The organism is Lutaonella thermophila, from assembly GCF_055387725.1.
The window spans coordinates 1,902,797-1,921,871 of sequence record NZ_AP043783.1 but is presented as its reverse complement, the minus strand read 5'-3'; the positions used below and the strand labels follow the sequence as shown (position 1 = coordinate 1,921,871).

Sequence of the window (19,075 nt, the reverse complement as noted above, 5' to 3'; positions counted from 1 at the left end):
TTGAAAGATGTAGAATTTACATACCAGAGATTAGGAAAAAATGCTTTAGTAATAACATGTAAAACCGACTTTACCGAAGAGGTTTTATCGTATATTTTAACGTTTAAAGAAATTATAAAAAAAGCTTTTAATAATTATCAATTAGAGATAATTCCGGTTTATAATTCTATAACAATACTCTTTAACCATACTCAGGTAACAGATAATATAATTAACAAATTGCAAGAGTTGCAGCGTAATATAAATCATAAAAAAGCTGATTTTAGGTATAATTTATGGGAATTGCCGGTTTGTTATGATAACAAATTTGGAATTGATTTAAACGCTATAATGGCTGCTACCAAACTATCAAAAAAAGAGATAATTAATTTACATACCCAAACCACATACACGGTTTATGGAATAGGTTTTTTACCCGGGTTTTTATATTTAGGAGAGGTGCACAAATCACTTCAAATACAACGAAAAAGTAAACCGCGATTAAAAATTACTAAAGGAGCTGTTGGTATAGCCGGAAAACAAACCGGAATATACCCACAAGAATCACCCGGAGGATGGAATATTATAGGGAATTGCCCTGTACCTCTTTTCAATCTATCAAAAAAACCACCGGTTTTTGCTAAAGTAGGAGATCAAATAAAGTTCAAAGCTATTTCTATACATGAGTATGAACTTTTACAAATTAAAGTAGCTGCTAATATTTTTTCTATATCACCCGTACAAGAATGATTAAAGTAATTCATCCAGGGTTCTATACCACTATACAAGACAAGGGAAGGTTTAACTACCGAGCATTTGGAGTTCCTGTTTCTGGAGTTATGGATGAAGTATCGTATAAATTACTAAACGATTTATTGGGTAACCATGACAATGCAGCTGCCTTAGAATGCACTATGGTTGGACCAACTATTTTGTTTTTAAAAGCTACAAAAATTGCTATAACAGGAGGCAATATGCAACCGCAATTAAACAACCAACCCATACAAAATAATAGAGTGTATTTAGTTGACGAGGGTGATATTTTATCGTTTAAAAAATTAAAAACAGGCTATAGAACTTATATAGGTGTTTTTGGCGGATTAAAATCTGAGGTGTATTTAGAAAGTAAATCTTATTACTATCCGGTTACGCCTAATAAAACCATTGAAAAAGACAGCGAAATTGAATTTATAAACTTAAATGATACTACGGTAAATAATAAAATTGAGATTGTAACTAATAATATAACTGAACTAACAGTATTTAAAGCCCCTGAATTTGATGTATTATCTACTGAACAAATTCATTTTTTAGAGACAAACAGTTTTACAGTAGATAAAAATAACAGAATGGCTTACCAGTTTAAAGAGCGTGTTCCTAAAGGACTTTCAAGCATAGTTACTTCTGCAACAATACCCGGAACTATACAATTAACTCCGTCGGGAAACTTAATTATTTTAATGAAAGATGCTCAAACTACAGGAGGCTATGCCAGGATTTTTCAACTAACCAATGAGGCAATAGCAGTCTTAGCTCAAAAGAAAATGGGCGATAAAATAACTTTTAAAGTTGTAGACTTCTAAATTCATTAAATTCTTTAGCTAAGAGTTCTATGGCATGTTCATCAGACGGTAAAGAATCGGTTATTTTCTTAACATCTTCAGCAAAATCTTTATGGTTTTTTAACGTACGCCAAAAAGCATAAATAAACTCACTAAATACCAATCCGTCATTCCAAGCAATTATTTTTTTTGTTAACTGCTTTAATAATTAGTAAACGCATTTGCTTTTGGCTATCTATAACCATTATTTTAAAATAAAGTAAAACCCAATATACAGTTTTATTAATCATATTTTTAGGGGAAATCACCCTTTTATTTACACTTTATATACAGTATCTTGTAAGCTTAAAACAAATGCCTCCTTGATACAAATACAAGCTCTCAATATTATTTATTAACCACCAATATTTCCTGTTAGATTATGAAAACTATTTGTAAAAGTAAAGTTATAGCAAGTGTTGCCTTGGTTGCAGCGCTATTGTTAGGTTGCAAGCAGTCTAAAGAAAAAGAAGTTGATTTTTCTGTGCTTGAAGAAAAATTAGTAACTAAAGAAGAGGCAAAAAAAATGAGCAGACAATTTGTTGCCGATTTACAACAAATGCAGGCTTTAGTAATGCAAGATACGTTGCAACAAAGAAAAGTTAAGGTATCTGCTTCGGCACATTTTACGCTTCAAGAGATTGAGCAATACATAGCCTATGCAAAGCAAGAAGCAGCTAAAAGCGGAAAAAAAGTAGAAGGTTTGCGCATATATTACGGAGTCTATACTAAAGGAAAAAACAAAGATTATACAACGGTTTTTTTAGTGCCTACCGGAAGTAGCAACAAGCAAGAAGGGAGCATAGTTGTTTTTCAGAGCAAGCCGGGAGATTTAGATGTTTCTCCGATGAATGATGGCGGTATGGGCGACCCTCCAAATGCAACCTATCCCCAAGGACAATAGCTTAAAAATTAGTTAGAAAATACTATACATGTGGATTTAACTTTTTTAGAAGGACTTAAAAGTTCTATTAAATACATAGCCCTGGCAAGTGCAATAGTTGGAACTATTGGGTACCCTAAATATGCTGTCGGGAAAGGCAAATATTTTTTGTTTGCTTTATGGTTTATAGCCATAACAGAATTCTCCTATAGGTTTGTTTACTATAAAATTTTAGATGGCAAACATTCAATATATTTTATTTCAAATATTCATTATTTAATTATTGGCAGCTTTTACTTGTTATGGTACAGAAGCTTAATACCAAGTAAAAGAAAACGCAAAATTATAGTACTGTTTTTAATATGCTATTTGCTCTTTTTTGTGTTAAATACTTTACTATGGGAGCCCTTTTTAACAGTACAAACCTATACCTTTGTTGTAGCAGCATTATTTGTAATTACATCAATTTTCTTTTATTTTAATGAAATATTACAAACCGAGAAAATTTTAAAGTTTGAACGCTCAGTATATTTCTGGTTTACGGTTGGGATATTAATTTTTTGGGTTCCTTATATCCCGCTAAAGCTTACCAGTACTTACTTTGAGTTTAAAGGAGCTTTATATAGCTTAGGTATTTTTACGTTAAACTTTTTAATGCATTTGTTTTTTATAATAGGGGTTATATGGAGCCAAAAGAAATACAATTATTAGTATTATTCTTTATAGTTACATTTTTATTAATAACTATTGGCTTTGCTATCCTTTTTTATGTTTTTCAGAAAAGAAAAACCCAGTTATTAATAGAAAAGGCTCAAGAAAAACAACGTTACGAATCTGAGTTGATTAAATCACAAACAGAGATTCAAGAACAAGCATTTAAGAATATTAGTTGGGAATTACACGATAATATTGGGCAGTTATTATCTGTAGCTAAAATGCAGTTAAATTTACTTTCAGATCAAATAGAAGAGAAAAACAAAAAAAGGTTAGTAGAATTGAGCGATGTTGTTGGTAAAAGCTTACAAGATTTACGTTTGCTTTCAAGAACCTTAAATCATGAGGTTATACAAAAAATTGGTCTTAAACAATCTTTAGAATTAGAGCTTCAAAGGTTTAATAGGCTAAAGTTTCTAAAAGCAACACTTCAGGTGAATGGCGATGAAAAAAGTATTGATGACAAAGACGAAATAATAATTTTTAGAATCTTTCAAGAATTTTTTTCAAATGTAGTTAAACACTCAAAAGCTAAAAATCTAAAAGTGTTTTTAAACTATAATGATAGCTATTTAGAGCTTATGGCTAATGATGATGGTGTTGGCTTTGATACTGAAAAGAAGGCAAAAGGGATTGGACTGATGAACATGAAAAGCAGGGCAGAGCTTATAAAATCTGATTACAAGTTGGTTTCTAGACCCGGAGAAGGCACTTGTATTCGCTTAAAATATAATTTAAAACGAAAAAAAGATGACGCTGCATAGCACATACAATGTTGTTATTGTAGATGACCATGAGTTATTTGCACAATCATTACAGGGCCTTGTAAACTCTTTCTCTGGCTTTAATGTGCTTTATCATGTGTCTAACGGAAAGCAACTGCAAACAGCATTACAAACTAAATCAACTTTACCCGACTTAATTTTATTAGACATAAATATGCCTGTAATGAATGGGTTAGAAACCATGCAATGGCTTAAAGAGGCTTTCCCTAATGTAAAAGTATTGGCGCTTTCTATGGATGATAATGAAGATACCATAATTAAAATGCTACGATATGGAGCAAAAGGCTATCTGCTAAAAGATATACATCCGGAGACTTTTAAAATGGCAATGACCGAGGTTTTAGAAAAAGGTTTTTACAACTCAGATAAGGTTTACAATTCACTACAAAATGGTTCATTAAAACAAGAAGAGCTTCAACTTAAAGAAAGAGAGTTAGAGTTTTTAAACTGGGCGTGTACAGAGCTTACGTACAAAGAAATTGCAGATAAAATGTGTTTAAGCCCAAAAACAATAGATGGGTATAGAGAAAGCCTATTCGAGAAGCTTCAGGTAAAAAGCAGAATAGGCTTAGTGCTATATGCAATCAAGAACCGTTTAATTGATGTTTAAATTTTGGTATATACTTCATTTAACGCAACTCTAAATCGTGGTCCGTATATACCTTTATTATCTCTTACACCACAACCAATAACCATGGTAATTTCTGCAGAAGAGGGTAAGTTTAAAATTTTCTTAACTCTTAAAGTATCACTTCCTTCCATAGGGCAAGTATCATAACCAATAGCAGCCATACTCAGCATAAAATTCTGTGCTGCCAATGCAGCACTTTTATGTGCTACAATACGCAGATCACTTTTTCTAACTTGCCTGTAAACAGGTTTAAAAAGTCCTATTATGTTAAAAATTAAATATTTAAAAAACCCAATAATTCCTAAAAAATCAAAATAAACAGTAGGAATTATTTTTTTGTAATAATTAAGGGCAAATTTTTCTCTTTTGGTATAACTTTCTTTAGGTTTATAACCATACATATTTTCTAAAAAAGAAATATTGGCTTGAGCTCTTTTTTTCCATAAATCTCTACGAGCAACAACCACTACTAATTGCTTAGCCGTTTTAGCTGCATTTTGGTTTAAGCAGGCATATGTTAGCTTTTTTATGGTTTCCGGGTTGGTTATATGGTAAAACTCCCATAATTGTAAATTACTACTGGTAGGGGCTAATGTTGCATTCTCTATACAGGCTTTTACTTTTTCTGTATCTAATGTTTCTGCCTCTTTAAATATTCTAACAGATCTTCTATATGAAATGGCTTCAGAAACTGTTTTTTCGCTCATTATTTAAAATAGTTTAAAAAAAACTGTAATACTTTTTTCTTTTTCTTGTATGGTGCATACCTTATTGGTATATCTAGCCAAGTACCTCTTTTTACTATAGGTTTTTGGTGTGTAAAGGTAGTAAAACTTGCTTTGCCATGGTACGCTCCAATTCCGCTATGGCCAACTCCTCCAAAAGGTAATTTATTGTTAGCAAATTGTACAACAGTATCGTTAACTGCACCACCTCCAAAAGAATAATATGTGGTTATTTTATGTGTGAATAAACGGTTGCTTGAAAAAACATAAAGTGATAATGGTTTATGATATCTGGTTATAATTTTATGAATATCTGCCATCGTTGTATATGTAAGCACAGGCAGTATAGGGCCAAATATTTCGTTTTGCATTACAGCGCTGTCTAAATCGGGCTCATCTAAAAGAGTAGGGGCAATATAGTTGTCAGTTTCATTTGTTTGTCCGCCAACCAATATTTTCATACCGGAAAGCATGCTTGATAATCTATTAAAATGCTTTTTATTAATTATTCTGGGATAATCCGGAGATTGTTCCGGGTTATCACCATATGCCTCTTTAATTTCTTGCTTAACAGCTTCAATAAAACCAGCTTTACTGCTTTTATGAATTAAAATATAATCTGGAGCAATACAGGTTTGTCCGGCGTTAATAAATTTACCCCAAACAATACGTTTAGCAGCTAGTTTAATGTTTGCAGTATTATCTATAATACAAGGGTTTTTACCACCTAGTTCTAACGTAAAAGGCGTTAAATGTTGTGCAGCAGCTTTGGCAACAATTTTCCCAACTTGAACACTACCGGTAAAGAAAATATAATCCCACTTTAATGATAAAAGTTCTTGAGAAACTTCAACACCACCTTCTACAACACAAACATGTTCTGCATTAAATGCCTCTTCTATTATTTGCGCTACAATTGCCGATGTATAAGGCGCCAACTCACTTGGCTTTACAACGGCAGTATTACCAGCTGCAACAGCACCTATTAAAGGAGATATGGCTAATTGAAAAGGATAATTCCATGGGGCAATAATAAGACACGCTCCATAGGGTTCTTTAGTAATATAATCTACCGAAGGAAAGTTTAATAATGATGGGAATACTCGTTTTGGCTTAGCCCACGATGCAATATTTTTTATAGCATAATCTAATTCTTTTAAAACAATACCGGTTTCGGAAAGTATGGTTTCAAATTCCGGTTTTTTAAAATCGTTATAAAGTGCATCTATAATATCTTTTTCTCTTTTTTTTATTTGAAGTTTTAACCTTTTAAGAGCTTGTTTTCTATAATCTATATCTAAGGTTTGCAGGGTTTTAAAAAAGTCTCTTTGATTGTTGAGTACTTTTTCGAGTTCAGATTCCATATTGGTTATACATATTTTATAAGTAGTAATTTACTAAAAAAAATTAATCATAAGCATTTTACTACTTTTTTATTACAAATAACTTATAATAAAAAAGCCTCAGAATTAACTGAAGCTTTTTTGGCAACTAAATGTAAAATGAAAAGATGTGTGCTTTAATCTTAATGATATATCAAACTTAAAAGGTTTAAATGTTGTTTGAAAGTTTTTGTTGTGAAGCTAACAAAACTTGTGGTGTACTCTTTAAATTAGATGGTAAGTTGTTGTATTGTAGGTAGTTATGATCTGCTAAAAATAAAAAACCCCTCAGCTTTTTTAATTACCGAAGGGTTTTTTGAGAGAACACTATATGAAAATGATAAGTTTTGGGTCTTAGTTTAATTATTGGTTGTTACGTAATAACAATTCAAATCTAAGAGTAGTAATATTGGTTTAAAAATATTTGTTGTGAAACTACTGTTTTTTGTTGTTTAGTGTTAAAGTGCTGTTGTTTTACTGCAACAGAAAGTTATTTAAAACAAAAAAGCCCCGAGTTTTTGTCGAAGCTTTTTTAAGAGAACACTATATGAAAATGATAAGATTTGGGTCAAATGTTCTTAAATACCTTATGTTAATTACATATCAAACGTATAAACCTAAATAGAATTTTAAAAAATAATGTTGTGAAACCTCTTTTTCTTGTTGTAAAAGTTATTTATAGCGATATTTATAAGAATAATCTTAAAAAAAATAACCGCTTTGAGCACTACACTCAAAGCGGTTACCTAAACTAAAACTAACAAAACAACTAAACATTTGGCTTTTGCAATACTAACGTAAGTAGCTTTCCTTTTTTAACAATTTAAAGCCGCACTTTTTAATTGCGTCTCAAATTTATATTTTGGTATAATGAAATCAAGAACAACTTTGTGGTAAAATACGATGTTAAACCACAGTTATCTTTTAGTATTGCATTGATATACAATTTGTTGTTTTTTAATATTTACTATGACAAACAAAAACAAAGACAATTTATTTGTTCTGATTAAATCGCTTTCAAAATCAGAAAAGCGACAATTTAAACTATATGTTGGTCGGTTAGATGTAAATACAGATGCCAAGTTTATAGCCCTTTTTAATTTGTTAGATAGAATGAACGAGTACGATGAGCAGGCTATTTTACAATCTGGCATTGTTAAAAAACAACAACTGTCTAACTTAAAAGCTCACTTATACAAGCAAATATTAATTAGTTTACGTTTAAACCCATCGCACCAAAATATACGAGTTCAAATTAGAGAGCAATTAGACTTTGCTACTATTTTGTATCATAAAGGTCTTTACAAACAAAGCCTTAAAATATTAGAGAAAGCAAAACAACTGGCATTAAATAGTCAAGAGAAAAATGTTGCATTAGAAATTGTAGAACTCGAAAAAGTTATAGAAACACAATATATAACCAGAAGCTTAAGCCATAGAGCAGATGAACTTGCCGTAGAGGCAAAGCAGTTAAGTATAGAAAATGTACTTACTAGTAAGCTATCAAACCTATCGTTGCAATTATATGGTATTATGCTAAAGACAGGTTATGTAAAGAGTGATGCAGAGTACGATCACATCACCGAATATTTTAATAAAAGACTTCCAGAATACAATTTAGACGAGTTAGGGTTTAGAGAGCGCTTATGGCTTTACAAGGCTCATTTATGGTATAGCTTTTTGGTGCAAGACTTTTTATCATCGTATAAATATGCTAACAAGTGGGTATCTTTATTTTACGAACACCCGGAGATGATTAAAATAAATCCGGTATTTTTTTTAAAAGGCACAAATTATTTATTAGAATCTTTATTCTTTTTAAAATACGGATCACAATTCAGAACAGTATTACATAGGTTAGAGCAAACTACACAAGACAAAGATTTTCCGTTAAATGATAACACCAAATCACTACTGTTTTTATATACCTATAATAACAAGTTAAACCTTCACTTTCTTGAAGGAACTTTCAGAGAAGCTCTGGGATTGGTAAACGAAATAAAAAAAGGAATTAAAAAACACAGTTTACAATTAGATGAACACCACATTATGTTATTTTACTATAAAATTGGGTGTTTGTATTTTGCTGTGGGCGACAATAAAACATGTATTAGTTATTTAAATAAAATTATTGAAAACAAAAGTTTAAAAGCCAGAGAAGATTTAATGTGTTTTGCCAGAGTACTTAATTTAGTGGCTCATTATGAAGCCGGATTAGACTTTAGGTTAGAGCAGCAACTAAAAAGTACCTATAAGTTTTTATTAAAAATGAACGATTTACAAGCTGTGCAAAAAGAAATGATAAGGTTTTTGCGTAACCTGGGGAATATATATCCGCATGAGCTTAAAACAGAATTTAAAAAACTTCATGCTCGGTTAAAGCAGTTTGAAGACCACCCATACGAGAAAAGAGCATTTTTATACTTAGATATTATTTCTTGGTTAGAGAGCAAAATACATAACAAAACAGTAGAACAAGTAATAAAAGAAAAAGCCCAAGAAGTACTCAGGTAGCTTTTTCTGCAGCTTTCCATAATGAGTTATTTGGCACAGGCGCTATAATTGTTACAGTTTCTTTTTTTACAGGATGAATAAAACTAAGCTTTCGGGCATGAAGGCTAATACTCCCGTCGGGATTGCTTCGGTTAAAACCATATTTTAAATCACCTTTTATCGGGCAACCTATGGCGGCTAATTGGGCTCTTATTTGATGATGTCTGCCGGAATGCAAGTCTATCTCAAGCAAAAAGTAATTATTTAAAGTTGCAAGTACAGTATATGTTAAACTCGCTTTTTTACTTTCCGGAACTTCTTTGGAATAAGCTACAGATTTGTTTTTTATGCTATTGCGTTTAAGCCAATGCGTTAAAGTATCTGCTTGTTTAGGTGGTTTGTTTTTTACAATAGCCCAGTAGGTTTTTTGGGCCTCTTTATTGGCAAATATTTTGTTTAATCTGGGTAAAGCTTTAGAGGTTTTAGCAAAAACTACGACACCACTTGTTGGGCGGTCCAGCCTGTGAGTTACACCTAAATAAACATTACCGGGCTTGTTATATTTATCTTTTAAATAGGCTTTTACTATATCGCTTAGCGGAGTATCGCCGGTTTTATCACCCTGAACAATATCTCCGGGTCTTTTATTTACTGCAATAATATGATTGTCTTCGAATAAAACAAGCAGGTTGTTTTTGTCAGATTTTATGCCGGTATTCACTGTTTAATGTGCTAATATTGCTCGTTTTCGTTAGGGAAATCTAACGATTTTACATCGGTTACATATTGAGAGATAGCATTAGTCATATCATCATATAAATTCATGTAACGTCTTAAAAACCTTGGGTTAAACTCATGTGTCATCCCTAATAAATCGTGTATAACTAAAACTTGCCCATCTACACCATTTCCGGCACCAATACCAATAATTGGGATAGAAACACTTTCTGCTACCTCTTTAGCTAATTTTGCAGGAATTTTTTCAAGAACTATAGCAAAACAACCTAATTTTTCTAATAGCTTGGCATCCTCTTTAAGCTTTTGTGCTTCTTGTTCTTCTTTTGCTCTAACCGTGTAAGTGCCAAATTTGTAAATAGATTGTGGGGTTAGACCTAAATGCCCCATAACCGGGATTCCGGCATTTAATATTCTTTTTATAGACTCTTTAATTTCTTTACCACCTTCTAATTTTACGGCATGAGCACCGCTCTCTTTCATTATTCTAATGGCAGAACGCAGAGCTTCTTTAGGGTCGCTTTGGTAGCTTCCAAAAGGAAGATCAACCACTACTAAGGCTCTGTTTATAGCTCTAACAACAGCTGATGCATGGTAAATCATTTGATCTAACGTAATTGGTAGCGTGGTCTCATGACCTGCCATTACGTTACTTGCAGAGTCTCCTACCAAGATAACATCTACTCCGGCACCATCTACAATTTTTGCCATTGAATAATCGTAGGCTGTAAGCATAGAGATTTTCTCTCCGTTGCTTTTCATTTCTACTAAAGACTTGGTTGTAATGCGTTTATATTCTTTTTTAGCTACAGACATTTTCTTGGTTTATTTTAGTTGCGTAAAAATAAGGAGTTTTGTTAAACTTTTGTTTAAAGTACCAGTTTTATACACATTGTGAGTTATTTTTCAAAAAAAATCAGACAAATGAGATTTTATGCAACAATACTAACTGTTTTTATTTCAGGAGTTTGTTTTTCTCAACAATCAACAACTCAAACACCAAAAGAAACCATAAAAACATTTTTTAAGGCATTTCATGAAGGAGACACAACATTATTAAAAACAACCATTTATAAAACAGCGCTACTGCAAACGGCTACAAAAAATAAAGAAGGAAAGAATGTGCTGTATCAATCTAGTGTGTCTGATTTAATAAAGGCTATTGCTAACAGGCCGGCAGACCAGAAGTGGGAAGAACGTTTGTTATCTTTTACTGTTAACATAGATGAAAATATGGCAAATGTTTGGACACCCTATGAGTTTTGGTTTAACGGAAGCTTTAGCCATTGTGGTGTAAATTCTTTTCAGCTTTTTAATGATAATGGTAGCTGGAAAATAATTTATTTAATAGATACACGTAAGCGGGAAGGCTGCAACCGTTAACAATCACTTAAATTTACAGTTACTGCTAAACCTCCTTCTGAGGTTTCTTTATACTTGCTGTTCATGTCTTTAGCCGTTTCCCACATGGTATTTATAACTTTATCTAACGGTACTTTTGCATTCTCCGGGTTAGATTCCATAGCCAATTCTGCAGCATTAATAGCCTTAATCGCTCCCATAGAGTTTCGTTCTATACAGGGAACTTGTACCAATCCGGCAATTGGATCGCAGGTTAAACCTAAATGATGCTCCATGGCAATTTCTGCAGCCATTAAAACTTGCTCTGGCGTACCACCATAAAGTTCTGTTAATGCTCCGGCAGCCATTGCAGACGATACACCTATTTCTGCTTGGCAGCCTCCCATAGCGGCAGATATTGTAGCCCCTTTTTTAAACAAACTGCCAATTTCTCCGGCTACCAACAAAAAGCGCTTTATGTGGTTAAAACTTGCTTTATGATTTTCTATCACTAAATAATACATAAGCACAGCAGGGATTACACCGGCGCTACCATTTGTAGGTGCTGTAACAACTCTACCCAAAGAAGCATTAACTTCGTTAACACTTAAAGCAAAGCAACTAACCCATTTAAATATATGTCTGAATTTAACTTCTGTTTTTCTGATGGCTTCAATCCATTCTTCCGGATTATTGTAAGGAATATTTCCTTTTAATTTTTGGTGTAAATCAAACGCTCTTCGTCTAACGTTTAGTCCGCCCGGAAGAATCCCTTCGGTATGGCAACCGGTATACATGCACTCAAGCATGGTGTTCCAAATACGTTTAAGCTCGTTATCTATCTCTTCATCAGAGCGTAAAGAACGTTCGTTTTCAAGTACAATTTCCCAAATACGTTTGTTTTCTTGCTTACAAAAAGCTAATAATTCGCTTCCCTTTTCTATAGGAAATGGGAAAGCCTTAAATGCTTCTATGTTTTGTTTTGCGTTTTCACGTTCTTCTTTAACTACAAAGCCACCTCCAATAGAGTAGTATGTTTCTGTAATAGATGAATCATCATTTAAAATTGCTTCGAATGTAAGTCCGTTAGCATGAAATGGCAAAAAGTCACGGTAAAAAATTATATCGGTTTCAGCATTAAATGGAAGAATAACAGTACCGGCAAATTTAATAGTACGAGATGTTTTAATAGCATCTATAATATTTGGAATATCTGCAACAGGTATATATTCCGGGTCGGCTCCAGAGAGGCCAAGCATTATGGCAAGATCTGTAGCATGCCCTTTGCCGGTTAAAGAAAGTGATCCGTACACATGTACTTTAATGCCTTTAACATTATTAAAAATGCCATTGTCTTTAAGTTCGTTTATCCACCTTTCGGCAGCACGCCAAGGGCCTAATGTATGAGAGCTAGAGGGGCCAACCCCAATTTTAAGCATATCGAAAACGCTAATACACTCAATCTGTCGCATAGTGCAGAATTTAACGCCAAAGATACATTTTGTTTGTTAAAATTAATGTCAACTTTAACGAAAGCTTGGGCAGCAGTTTCTGACACCTTGTCATATTTTTTGTGTTGGCATAGTGATTGACATTTACAGAGTGAGTAAAATTTAGAATTAGTAAAATAAAACTTAAACTATACAAGAAATGAGTAAAATTATTGGAATTGATTTAGGGACTACCAACTCTTGTGTTGCCGTAATGGAAGGTAGCGAACCCGTTGTAATACCTAATGCAGAAGGAAAGCGTACAACTCCTTCTATTATTGCATTTGTAGAAGGCGGAGAAATTAAAGTTGGTGACCCTGCAAAAAGACAAGCTGTAACAAACCCTAAGAAAACGGTTTATTCTATTAAACGTTTTATGGGTAATAAATACTCTGAGTCTCAAAAAGAAGCAGAGCGTGTACCATACAAAGTAGTTAAAGGTGATAACGATACCCCTCGTGTAGATATAGACGGTAGATTATATACTCCTCAAGAGTTGTCGGCAATGATTCTTCAGAAAATGAAAAAAACTGCCGAAGACTATTTAGGAACTACCGTAACAGAGGCTGTTATTACTGTTCCGGCTTATTTTAACGATGCTCAGCGTCAAGCCACTAAAGAAGCGGGTGAAATTGCAGGTTTAAAAGTAAGACGTATTATTAACGAGCCTACAGCTGCTGCTTTAGCTTATGGTTTAGATAAGTCTGGAGAGGATAAAAAAATTGTTGTATTTGACTTTGGTGGAGGTACACACGACGTTTCAATATTAGAATTAGGAGACGGTGTATTTGAAGTGTTATCTACAGACGGTGATACACATTTAGGAGGTGATGATGTTGATGAGAAAATTATTGATTGGTTAGCTGATGAGTTTAAGGCAGAAGAAGGAATAGATCTTCGTCAAGACCCAATGGCTTTACAGCGCTTAAAAGAAGCTGCCGAAAAAGCTAAAATAGAGCTATCATCATCAACTCAAACAGAAATAAACTTACCGTATATTACTGCTACTGCAAGTGGTCCTAAACACTTAGTTAGAACATTATCACGCGCTAAGTTTGAAACTTTAATAGAAGACTTGGTAAAACGCACTATAGAGCCGTGTAAAACTGCATTAAAGAATGCCGGACTTTCTACCGGAGATATAGATGAGATTATACTTGTAGGTGGTTCTACCAGAATTCCTGCAGTACAAGAAGCGGTAGAAAAATTCTTTGGAAAAAAACCAAGCAAAGGAGTAAACCCAGACGAGGTAGTAGCGGTTGGTGCTGCTATTCAAGGTGGTGTATTAACCGGAGATGTAAAAGACGTACTTTTACTAGATGTTACTCCGCTTTCACTTGGTATAGAGACTATGGGAGGCGTTATGACAAAGCTTATAGAAGCTAACACAACAATACCTACCAAAAAGTCTCAAATTTTCTCTACAGCAGCAGACAATCAACCTTCTGTAGAAATTCACGTTCTGCAAGGAGAGCGTCCAATGGCTGCAGATAACAAAACGATTGGTCGTTTTCACTTAGACGGAATTCCACCGGCACCAAGAGGAGTGCCTCAAATTGAAGTTACTTTTGATATAGATGCTAACGGAATTATTCATGTAACAGCTAAAGATAAAGCAACAGGAAAATCACAAGATATCAGAATTGAAGCTTCTTCCGGATTAACACAAGAAGAAATAGAAAGAATGAAGCGTGAAGCTGAAGCGAATGCAGAAGCAGATAGAAAAGCAAAAGAAAAAGCTGATAAGCTTAACGAAGCAGATGCAATGATTTTCCAAACAGAAAAACAATTAAAAGAGTTTGGAGATAAGTTATCTGCCGATAAGAAAAAGCCAATTGAAGATGCTTTAGAAGAGCTTAAAAAGGCTTACGAAACTAAAGAGGTAGAAACTATTCAGCCTGCTTTAGATAAAATTAACGAAGCTTGGAAAGCTGCTTCAGAAGAACTTTATAAAGCTCAAGCAGAAGCTCAGCAAAACGGAGGAGCACAAAGCTCTGAAGCTAAAACAGATAATACAAAAGAGAACGATGACGTTCAGGATGTAGATTTCGAAGAAGTTAAATAAGAATACTACATACCAAAACTTAAAAAGCAGGCTTTAAGCCTGCTTTTTTTATTGATAGTTAGGTTTGTAACCATAAAAAACTTACCTACTTTTGATGTATAATAATTACTTATGAAGAAAAACTACATTTTTTTTACGCTGGTTTCGTGTTTAGTTTCATTACCCGTTTTTAGTCAAGATTTTTCAATTTTAACTCGTTCAGATTTTAATTTAAAAGGAGAAGTTAAAACATGTGTAGTTTATACAGATTATGGCGAAGAATCTTTTTTGTTTAGCGAAAAAGGATTGCTTTTAGAAAGTATAACTCGATTTAACGAATCGGATTACAACAAAATAACGTATAAATACAATAATCAAACTTTAATAAGTAAAGTTGTAGAAAGCTACAGAGACAAAAAAATTGATGCAGGAGTATCTTTTAAGCATAATTATACAACGCTCATAACAGAATCAACTAAAATAACCGAGTATATAACAAATTACAATAATGAGTTTATAGACAAGTTTGAATATTACTTTAACCCTGATGGAGAGCTGGTTAAAGTAATAAGGCAAAACAAAAGTGGTATTGAAGAACGTATTATTGAACGCGTTAAAAATAGTAATGGTGTTGTTTTAGAAGAATCTCATACTATAGATGGGATTATTCAGAAAAAAATTAAACGTCTGGAGCCTAAAGCAAAACACAATAAAGGAGATTATGAACTTTTAACCATTTTATATAGCAATGGTGTTCCGGAAAAAGCAATGTTGCAAGCATTTTCTAAAGATGGTTTAGTTTTATTTGAAGAAGATTTAAAAATTAGTTCTAAAACCCCCGATAAATATTTTTCGGTTACTAAAACGGTTTATGAATATAATAGTAGAGGAGAGGTAATACAGCAAAAGCAATATAAAAAAGGAACTTTAATTAGCGCCAATAAAATTTTGTATGAGTATGATGATAAAAAACCTCAAAACTGGATAGTTAAAAAAGATTCATCTACCAAAATAAAGCGTAAAATAATATACTATTAAAAAAAAGAAACTCGGCCCTTAAAGCCGAGTTTTCTTAACACTTACGCTATTTTAAATTAAGAGATCTTTGGTTTACTCATCTTCGTCTTCGTCATCTTCTTTTACAGTAGAAGCTAACCCGTCGTATTTTTTAGTAATAGTGAACTCAATATCCATGGCAACGCCTTGCTCAGCCATACCTTCTAAAAAGAAAGCTTTGTAGTAGTTAAAGTTGTTTTCTGCTACTAATAGCTGCTTTAAGTTTTTAAATTGGTTAATATGCTCAGGGATATCGCCAGAGAAATTGTTGTCAAAAACATTTAACACCGTAAGCTTACTTAACTGTGTAAGTCCTTCAGGCAGACTTCCGGTAAGCTTGTTGCTGCTTAAGTGTAATTCTTTTAAGTTTTTAAGCTGAGTAATAGTAGCCGGAAGCTCACCTTCTAAGTTATTAGCGTTAAACGATAATACACGTAATTGTTTAAGGTTACCAATTTCTGCAGGAATAGTACCTTGTAATTGGTTAAAAGAAAGTTCTAATCTTCTTAAATGAGTTAAGTTACCAATAGAAGCCGGTAAAGACCCTTGTAAGTTGTTAAACATTAATTTAATGCTAACTACTTTGTTTTGATGAACAGTAACCCCATGCCACTTAGCAACATCTTCGTCAAGATTCCAAGAATTTCTCCACTGGTCACCATTGGTAGCTTTATATAAGTCTATAAGAGCTTGCTTTTCTTGCTCAGAAACTTGAGCCGAAAGAGAGAAAGTAAGAAAGAAAGCGACGAAAATGTAGGTTAACTTGTTCATAACTAAAGGTTTTTACCCGATTTGGTATACCAAAGGTGCGAATAAAAGGGATAAAGGGCAAATTTTTTCGACGAAATGCAAGTTGAATTGTAACTTAACATCGATGAACTGCACGCTTAAAAAGTGTATTTAATCGATGGTATAAGAAAAACAAAGGCGTAAGAGCGATTGTAAGTAAAAAGCTTAAAACGTAGTCTTAAAGCTTAAAATCATGAAAAACATTAAAAACTTATAACCTTGAAAATATATTTTATAATATAGTTTGTAGTAAAGAGCTATTAACCTCATGCTTTCCTTCAAAAGAATAAATAGCTACTTTATTGCCAAACAGCTCTCTAGCACGATTAATTTCATATTCCATTCTGGAGGCATCAAAATACTCATCATTAGTACCATAAATAAGAGATATTTTAGTAGCCTCAGGTAAAAATTTAAAATCTGATGCTGTTAATTCTTTAGGTATTCCACCAGACATAATAATTAAATGTTTACAATGTAATTTGCGTTTTGCAACATATCGCATTGCAACAGAAACGCCTTGAGAGAAGCCTAGAACAATTAAATTATCGGTATTTTGTATGTTTTCTAAGGCAAAAACAGCATCAAAATAACGCATTACATTTTCAGTTTCTTTAATAGTATTCTCTTTTGTAAGCCATGATGCTCCAACATATTTAAATTTTGGGGGTAAGTAGTATTTGCTTTGAGCTTGCGGAAAAATAAAATAGTTTTCATCTGCATTAAAACTACTAAAATACCTAGCAAAATATTTACTTAAGTATCCCATACCATGACACGCAAACCAAATATTTTGTGTGTTAGGTGTTAGCGCATTTAAAGTTGTATACGTATTAGATGTAGTGTAAAAAACTTCTTTTTCTGAAGAATTTAGCATTTTTGCGTTGTTTTGTACTTTTACAAACCTAACTACAAATTACATGACTACAAAACTTAGTAAAGAAGCAATACTAAAAAAGGCTAATGCTATTTGTAAAAATACTTTAATGGAAACTTTACAAATAGAGTTTGTTGATTATGGCGATGATTATATAGTTGCAAAAATGCCGGTAAACTCCAGAGTGTATCAGCCGGATGGAGTTTTACATGGTGGTGCAACAGTAGCTTTGGCCGAAACCACCGGGAGCTTTGCTGCACAATTATTTTTAAATACAGACGATTTTTTTGTAAGAGGAATAGAAATTTCTGCTAATCATGTTAAAAGTATAAAAGAAGGAACCGTGTTTGCCAAAGCAACTTTTATACATAAAGGCAGAACTACCCAGCTTTTTGATATTAAAATAACAGATCAAGACAACAATCTTATTTCGGTTTGTAAATTAACAACAATAGCGTTACCAAAGCGTTCATGAAAATAGATTTATTTGCAGGTATTGAGCACCATTTAAAGCAAAAATTACCCTTTGTTGCTTTTAAATTACCCAGAGAGAATAGTATAACTGCTTTTTTTCAAAACACAACTAAATTATATACATTAGAAGATTGTAAAAACCAATTAGGGTTTGTTTTTGCTCCCTTTACTATAGATAAAAAAGAGGTGGTTATACAGCCCGACAATATTCTTAAATGCAGCCTTAAAATCAATCAAAAGTCATTAGGCAAAACTAACAACAACATACTTCAATCAGTCACAAAAAATAAGCAACAGCATATAGATTTAGTTAATAAAACCATTACAGAAATTAAAAAAACTAACATTAAAAAAATTGTAGTTTCTAATAAAGTAACATGTGCTGTTAATAATCCTAATCCTATTGAAGCTTTTAACAATATAGTATATAAATACCCCGATGCGTTTTGTTACATGTGGTTTCATCCAGCTGTTGGATTGTGGATGGGAGCAACCCCAGAAACTTTACTACAAGTTACCGGTAATGTTGTAAGCACAATGTCTTTAGCCGGTACTCAAAAGTCAGAAATGCAATTTCCGGCTACTTGGGGTACAAAAGAACAAGAAGAACAGCAATTAGTAACAGATTATATTATCAATATTATAAATAAATATTGTACAGCGGTTAATATACAAGAGCCTAAAACCGTTAAGGCAGGAAGTTTATATCATATTAAAACTCTAATACAAGGCAAATTAAAAAACAATAAAGATGCTTATAAGCTTGCAAAAGCTTTACATCCAACACCTGCAGTTTGTGGATTACCAAAGCAACAAGCCTATGACTTTATTTGTAATAATGAAAATTACAAAAGAACATATTATACCGGCTTTTTAGGAGTAATAAATAATTCTGAAAACCATAATTTATATGTTAATCTGCGCTGTATGCAATGGGAAGAAAATACCGTAAATATTTATGTTGGTGGTGGTATTACGGCTCAGTCTAATGCAGAATTAGAATGGCAAGAAACACAAAACAAAGCACAAACCATGCTTAGTGTTTTCTTGTAACACTATTGTTCGTATTTTTACGG

At 32.9% G+C, this 19,075-nt stretch carries 20 protein-coding genes; 12 read left to right on the top strand and 8 right to left on the bottom strand.

Annotated elements, in window-relative coordinates:
- A complete protein-coding gene (pxpB, locus tag ACZ5CF_RS09015) occupies nt 1-729 on the top strand; it encodes a 5-oxoprolinase subunit PxpB (protein WP_464578987.1) in 729 nt (242 codons plus the stop codon).
- Entirely contained in the window at nt 726-1,562 is an 837-nt protein-coding gene (locus ACZ5CF_RS09010) for a 5-oxoprolinase subunit C family protein (protein ID WP_464578985.1), read from the top strand. Before pxpB ends, ACZ5CF_RS09010 begins: the two co-directional genes overlap by 4 nt.
- On the opposite strand, the gene ACZ5CF_RS09005 is transcribed toward ACZ5CF_RS09010, so the two are convergent.
- Complete coding sequence (locus tag ACZ5CF_RS09005) at nt 1,543-1,704, bottom strand: hypothetical protein (protein ID WP_464578984.1); 162 nt, start codon at nt 1,702-1,704, stop codon at nt 1,543-1,545. The genes ACZ5CF_RS09010 and ACZ5CF_RS09005 overlap by 20 nt on opposite strands.
- Before the next feature lie 258 nt (nt 1,705-1,962).
- Between ACZ5CF_RS09005 and ACZ5CF_RS09000 the strand changes: the two genes are divergently transcribed.
- From ACZ5CF_RS09000 to ACZ5CF_RS08985, 4 genes are read left to right on the top strand one after another with little or no spacing between them, the layout of a single operon-like run.
- Nucleotides 1,963-2,484, top strand: coding sequence for a hypothetical protein (locus ACZ5CF_RS09000; RefSeq protein WP_464578982.1), 522 nt, complete (start codon nt 1,963-1,965; stop codon nt 2,482-2,484).
- Nucleotides 2,485-2,514: 30 nt separating this feature from the next.
- Nucleotides 2,515-3,174, top strand: coding sequence for a hypothetical protein (locus tag ACZ5CF_RS08995; protein WP_464578981.1), 660 nt, complete (start codon nt 2,515-2,517; stop codon nt 3,172-3,174).
- On the top strand, nt 3,147-3,941 hold the full coding sequence (locus ACZ5CF_RS08990) for a sensor histidine kinase (protein ID WP_464578980.1): 795 nt from the start codon (nt 3,147-3,149) through the stop codon (nt 3,939-3,941). Before ACZ5CF_RS08995 ends, ACZ5CF_RS08990 begins: the two co-directional genes overlap by 28 nt.
- On the top strand, nt 3,928-4,572 hold the full coding sequence (locus ACZ5CF_RS08985; RefSeq protein WP_464578979.1) for a response regulator: 645 nt from the start codon (nt 3,928-3,930) through the stop codon (nt 4,570-4,572). The genes ACZ5CF_RS08990 and ACZ5CF_RS08985 overlap by 14 nt, the downstream gene beginning before the upstream one ends.
- Here the strand turns inward: ACZ5CF_RS08985 and ACZ5CF_RS08980 are convergent.
- Together ACZ5CF_RS08980 and ACZ5CF_RS08975 are read right to left on the bottom strand one after the other, a co-directional pair.
- The gene (locus ACZ5CF_RS08980; RefSeq protein ID WP_464578978.1) at nt 4,569-5,300 is read right to left on the bottom strand and encodes a nitroreductase family protein; all 732 of its coding nucleotides are present in this window, start codon (nt 5,298-5,300) and stop codon (nt 4,569-4,571) included. The genes ACZ5CF_RS08985 and ACZ5CF_RS08980 overlap by 4 nt on opposite strands.
- Nucleotides 5,300-6,682 carry an aldehyde dehydrogenase gene (locus ACZ5CF_RS08975; protein WP_464578976.1) on the bottom strand — a complete coding sequence of 461 codons (1,383 nt, stop codon included), beginning with the start codon at nt 6,680-6,682 and terminating at the stop codon, nt 5,300-5,302. The genes ACZ5CF_RS08980 and ACZ5CF_RS08975 overlap by 1 nt, the downstream gene beginning before the upstream one ends.
- A 987-nt stretch (nt 6,683-7,669) precedes the next feature.
- Between ACZ5CF_RS08975 and ACZ5CF_RS08970 the strand changes: the two genes are divergently transcribed.
- Complete coding sequence (locus ACZ5CF_RS08970) at nt 7,670-9,214, top strand: hypothetical protein (protein ID WP_464578975.1); 1,545 nt, start codon at nt 7,670-7,672, stop codon at nt 9,212-9,214.
- Here the strand turns inward: ACZ5CF_RS08970 and ACZ5CF_RS08965 are convergent.
- Together ACZ5CF_RS08965 and panB are read right to left on the bottom strand one after the other, a co-directional pair.
- Entirely contained in the window at nt 9,207-9,914 is a 708-nt protein-coding gene (locus tag ACZ5CF_RS08965; protein WP_464578974.1) for an RluA family pseudouridine synthase, read from the bottom strand. The two genes, ACZ5CF_RS08970 and ACZ5CF_RS08965, sit on opposite strands and share 8 nt — an antisense overlap.
- Before the next feature lie 11 nt (nt 9,915-9,925).
- A complete protein-coding gene (gene panB, locus ACZ5CF_RS08960; protein WP_464578973.1) occupies nt 9,926-10,744 on the bottom strand; it encodes a 3-methyl-2-oxobutanoate hydroxymethyltransferase in 819 nt (272 codons plus the stop codon).
- A gap of 108 nt (nt 10,745-10,852) precedes the next feature.
- Between panB and ACZ5CF_RS08955 the strand changes: the two genes are divergently transcribed.
- A complete protein-coding gene (locus tag ACZ5CF_RS08955) occupies nt 10,853-11,311 on the top strand; it encodes a nuclear transport factor 2 family protein (RefSeq protein WP_464578971.1) in 459 nt (152 codons plus the stop codon).
- Here the strand turns inward: ACZ5CF_RS08955 and ACZ5CF_RS08950 are convergent.
- Complete coding sequence (locus tag ACZ5CF_RS08950) at nt 11,308-12,732, bottom strand: L-serine ammonia-lyase (protein ID WP_464580847.1); 1,425 nt, start codon at nt 12,730-12,732, stop codon at nt 11,308-11,310. The two genes, ACZ5CF_RS08955 and ACZ5CF_RS08950, sit on opposite strands and share 4 nt — an antisense overlap.
- A gap of 187 nt (nt 12,733-12,919) precedes the next feature.
- On the opposite strand from ACZ5CF_RS08950, the gene dnaK reads away from it, so the two are divergent.
- Together dnaK and ACZ5CF_RS08940 are read left to right on the top strand one after the other, a co-directional pair.
- Nucleotides 12,920-14,824 (top strand): molecular chaperone DnaK, encoded by a 1,905-nt coding sequence (gene dnaK / locus ACZ5CF_RS08945; RefSeq protein WP_464578970.1) that lies wholly within the window; start codon nt 12,920-12,922, stop codon nt 14,822-14,824.
- Between the two features lie 111 nt (nt 14,825-14,935).
- Complete coding sequence (locus ACZ5CF_RS08940) at nt 14,936-15,841, top strand: hypothetical protein (RefSeq protein WP_464578969.1); 906 nt, start codon at nt 14,936-14,938, stop codon at nt 15,839-15,841.
- A gap of 72 nt (nt 15,842-15,913) precedes the next feature.
- On the opposite strand, the gene ACZ5CF_RS08935 is transcribed toward ACZ5CF_RS08940, so the two are convergent.
- A complete protein-coding gene (locus tag ACZ5CF_RS08935; protein WP_464578968.1) occupies nt 15,914-16,630 on the bottom strand; it encodes a leucine-rich repeat domain-containing protein in 717 nt (238 codons plus the stop codon).
- Between the two features lie 250 nt (nt 16,631-16,880).
- Nucleotides 16,881-17,525 carry an alpha/beta hydrolase gene (locus ACZ5CF_RS08930; RefSeq protein WP_464578967.1) on the bottom strand — a complete coding sequence of 215 codons (645 nt, stop codon included), beginning with the start codon at nt 17,523-17,525 and terminating at the stop codon, nt 16,881-16,883.
- Nucleotides 17,526-17,568: 43 nt separating this feature from the next.
- Here ACZ5CF_RS08930 and ACZ5CF_RS08925 point away from each other — a divergent pair, with 43 nt between their 5' ends.
- Both ACZ5CF_RS08925 and ACZ5CF_RS08920 read left to right on the top strand, forming a co-directional pair.
- A complete protein-coding gene (locus tag ACZ5CF_RS08925; protein WP_464578966.1) occupies nt 17,569-18,000 on the top strand; it encodes a PaaI family thioesterase in 432 nt (143 codons plus the stop codon).
- Nucleotides 17,997-19,052 (top strand): chorismate-binding protein, encoded by a 1,056-nt coding sequence (locus ACZ5CF_RS08920; RefSeq protein ID WP_464578965.1) that lies wholly within the window; start codon nt 17,997-17,999, stop codon nt 19,050-19,052. Before ACZ5CF_RS08925 ends, ACZ5CF_RS08920 begins: the two co-directional genes overlap by 4 nt.
- The last annotated feature ends 23 nt before the right edge of the window (nt 19,053-19,075 follow it).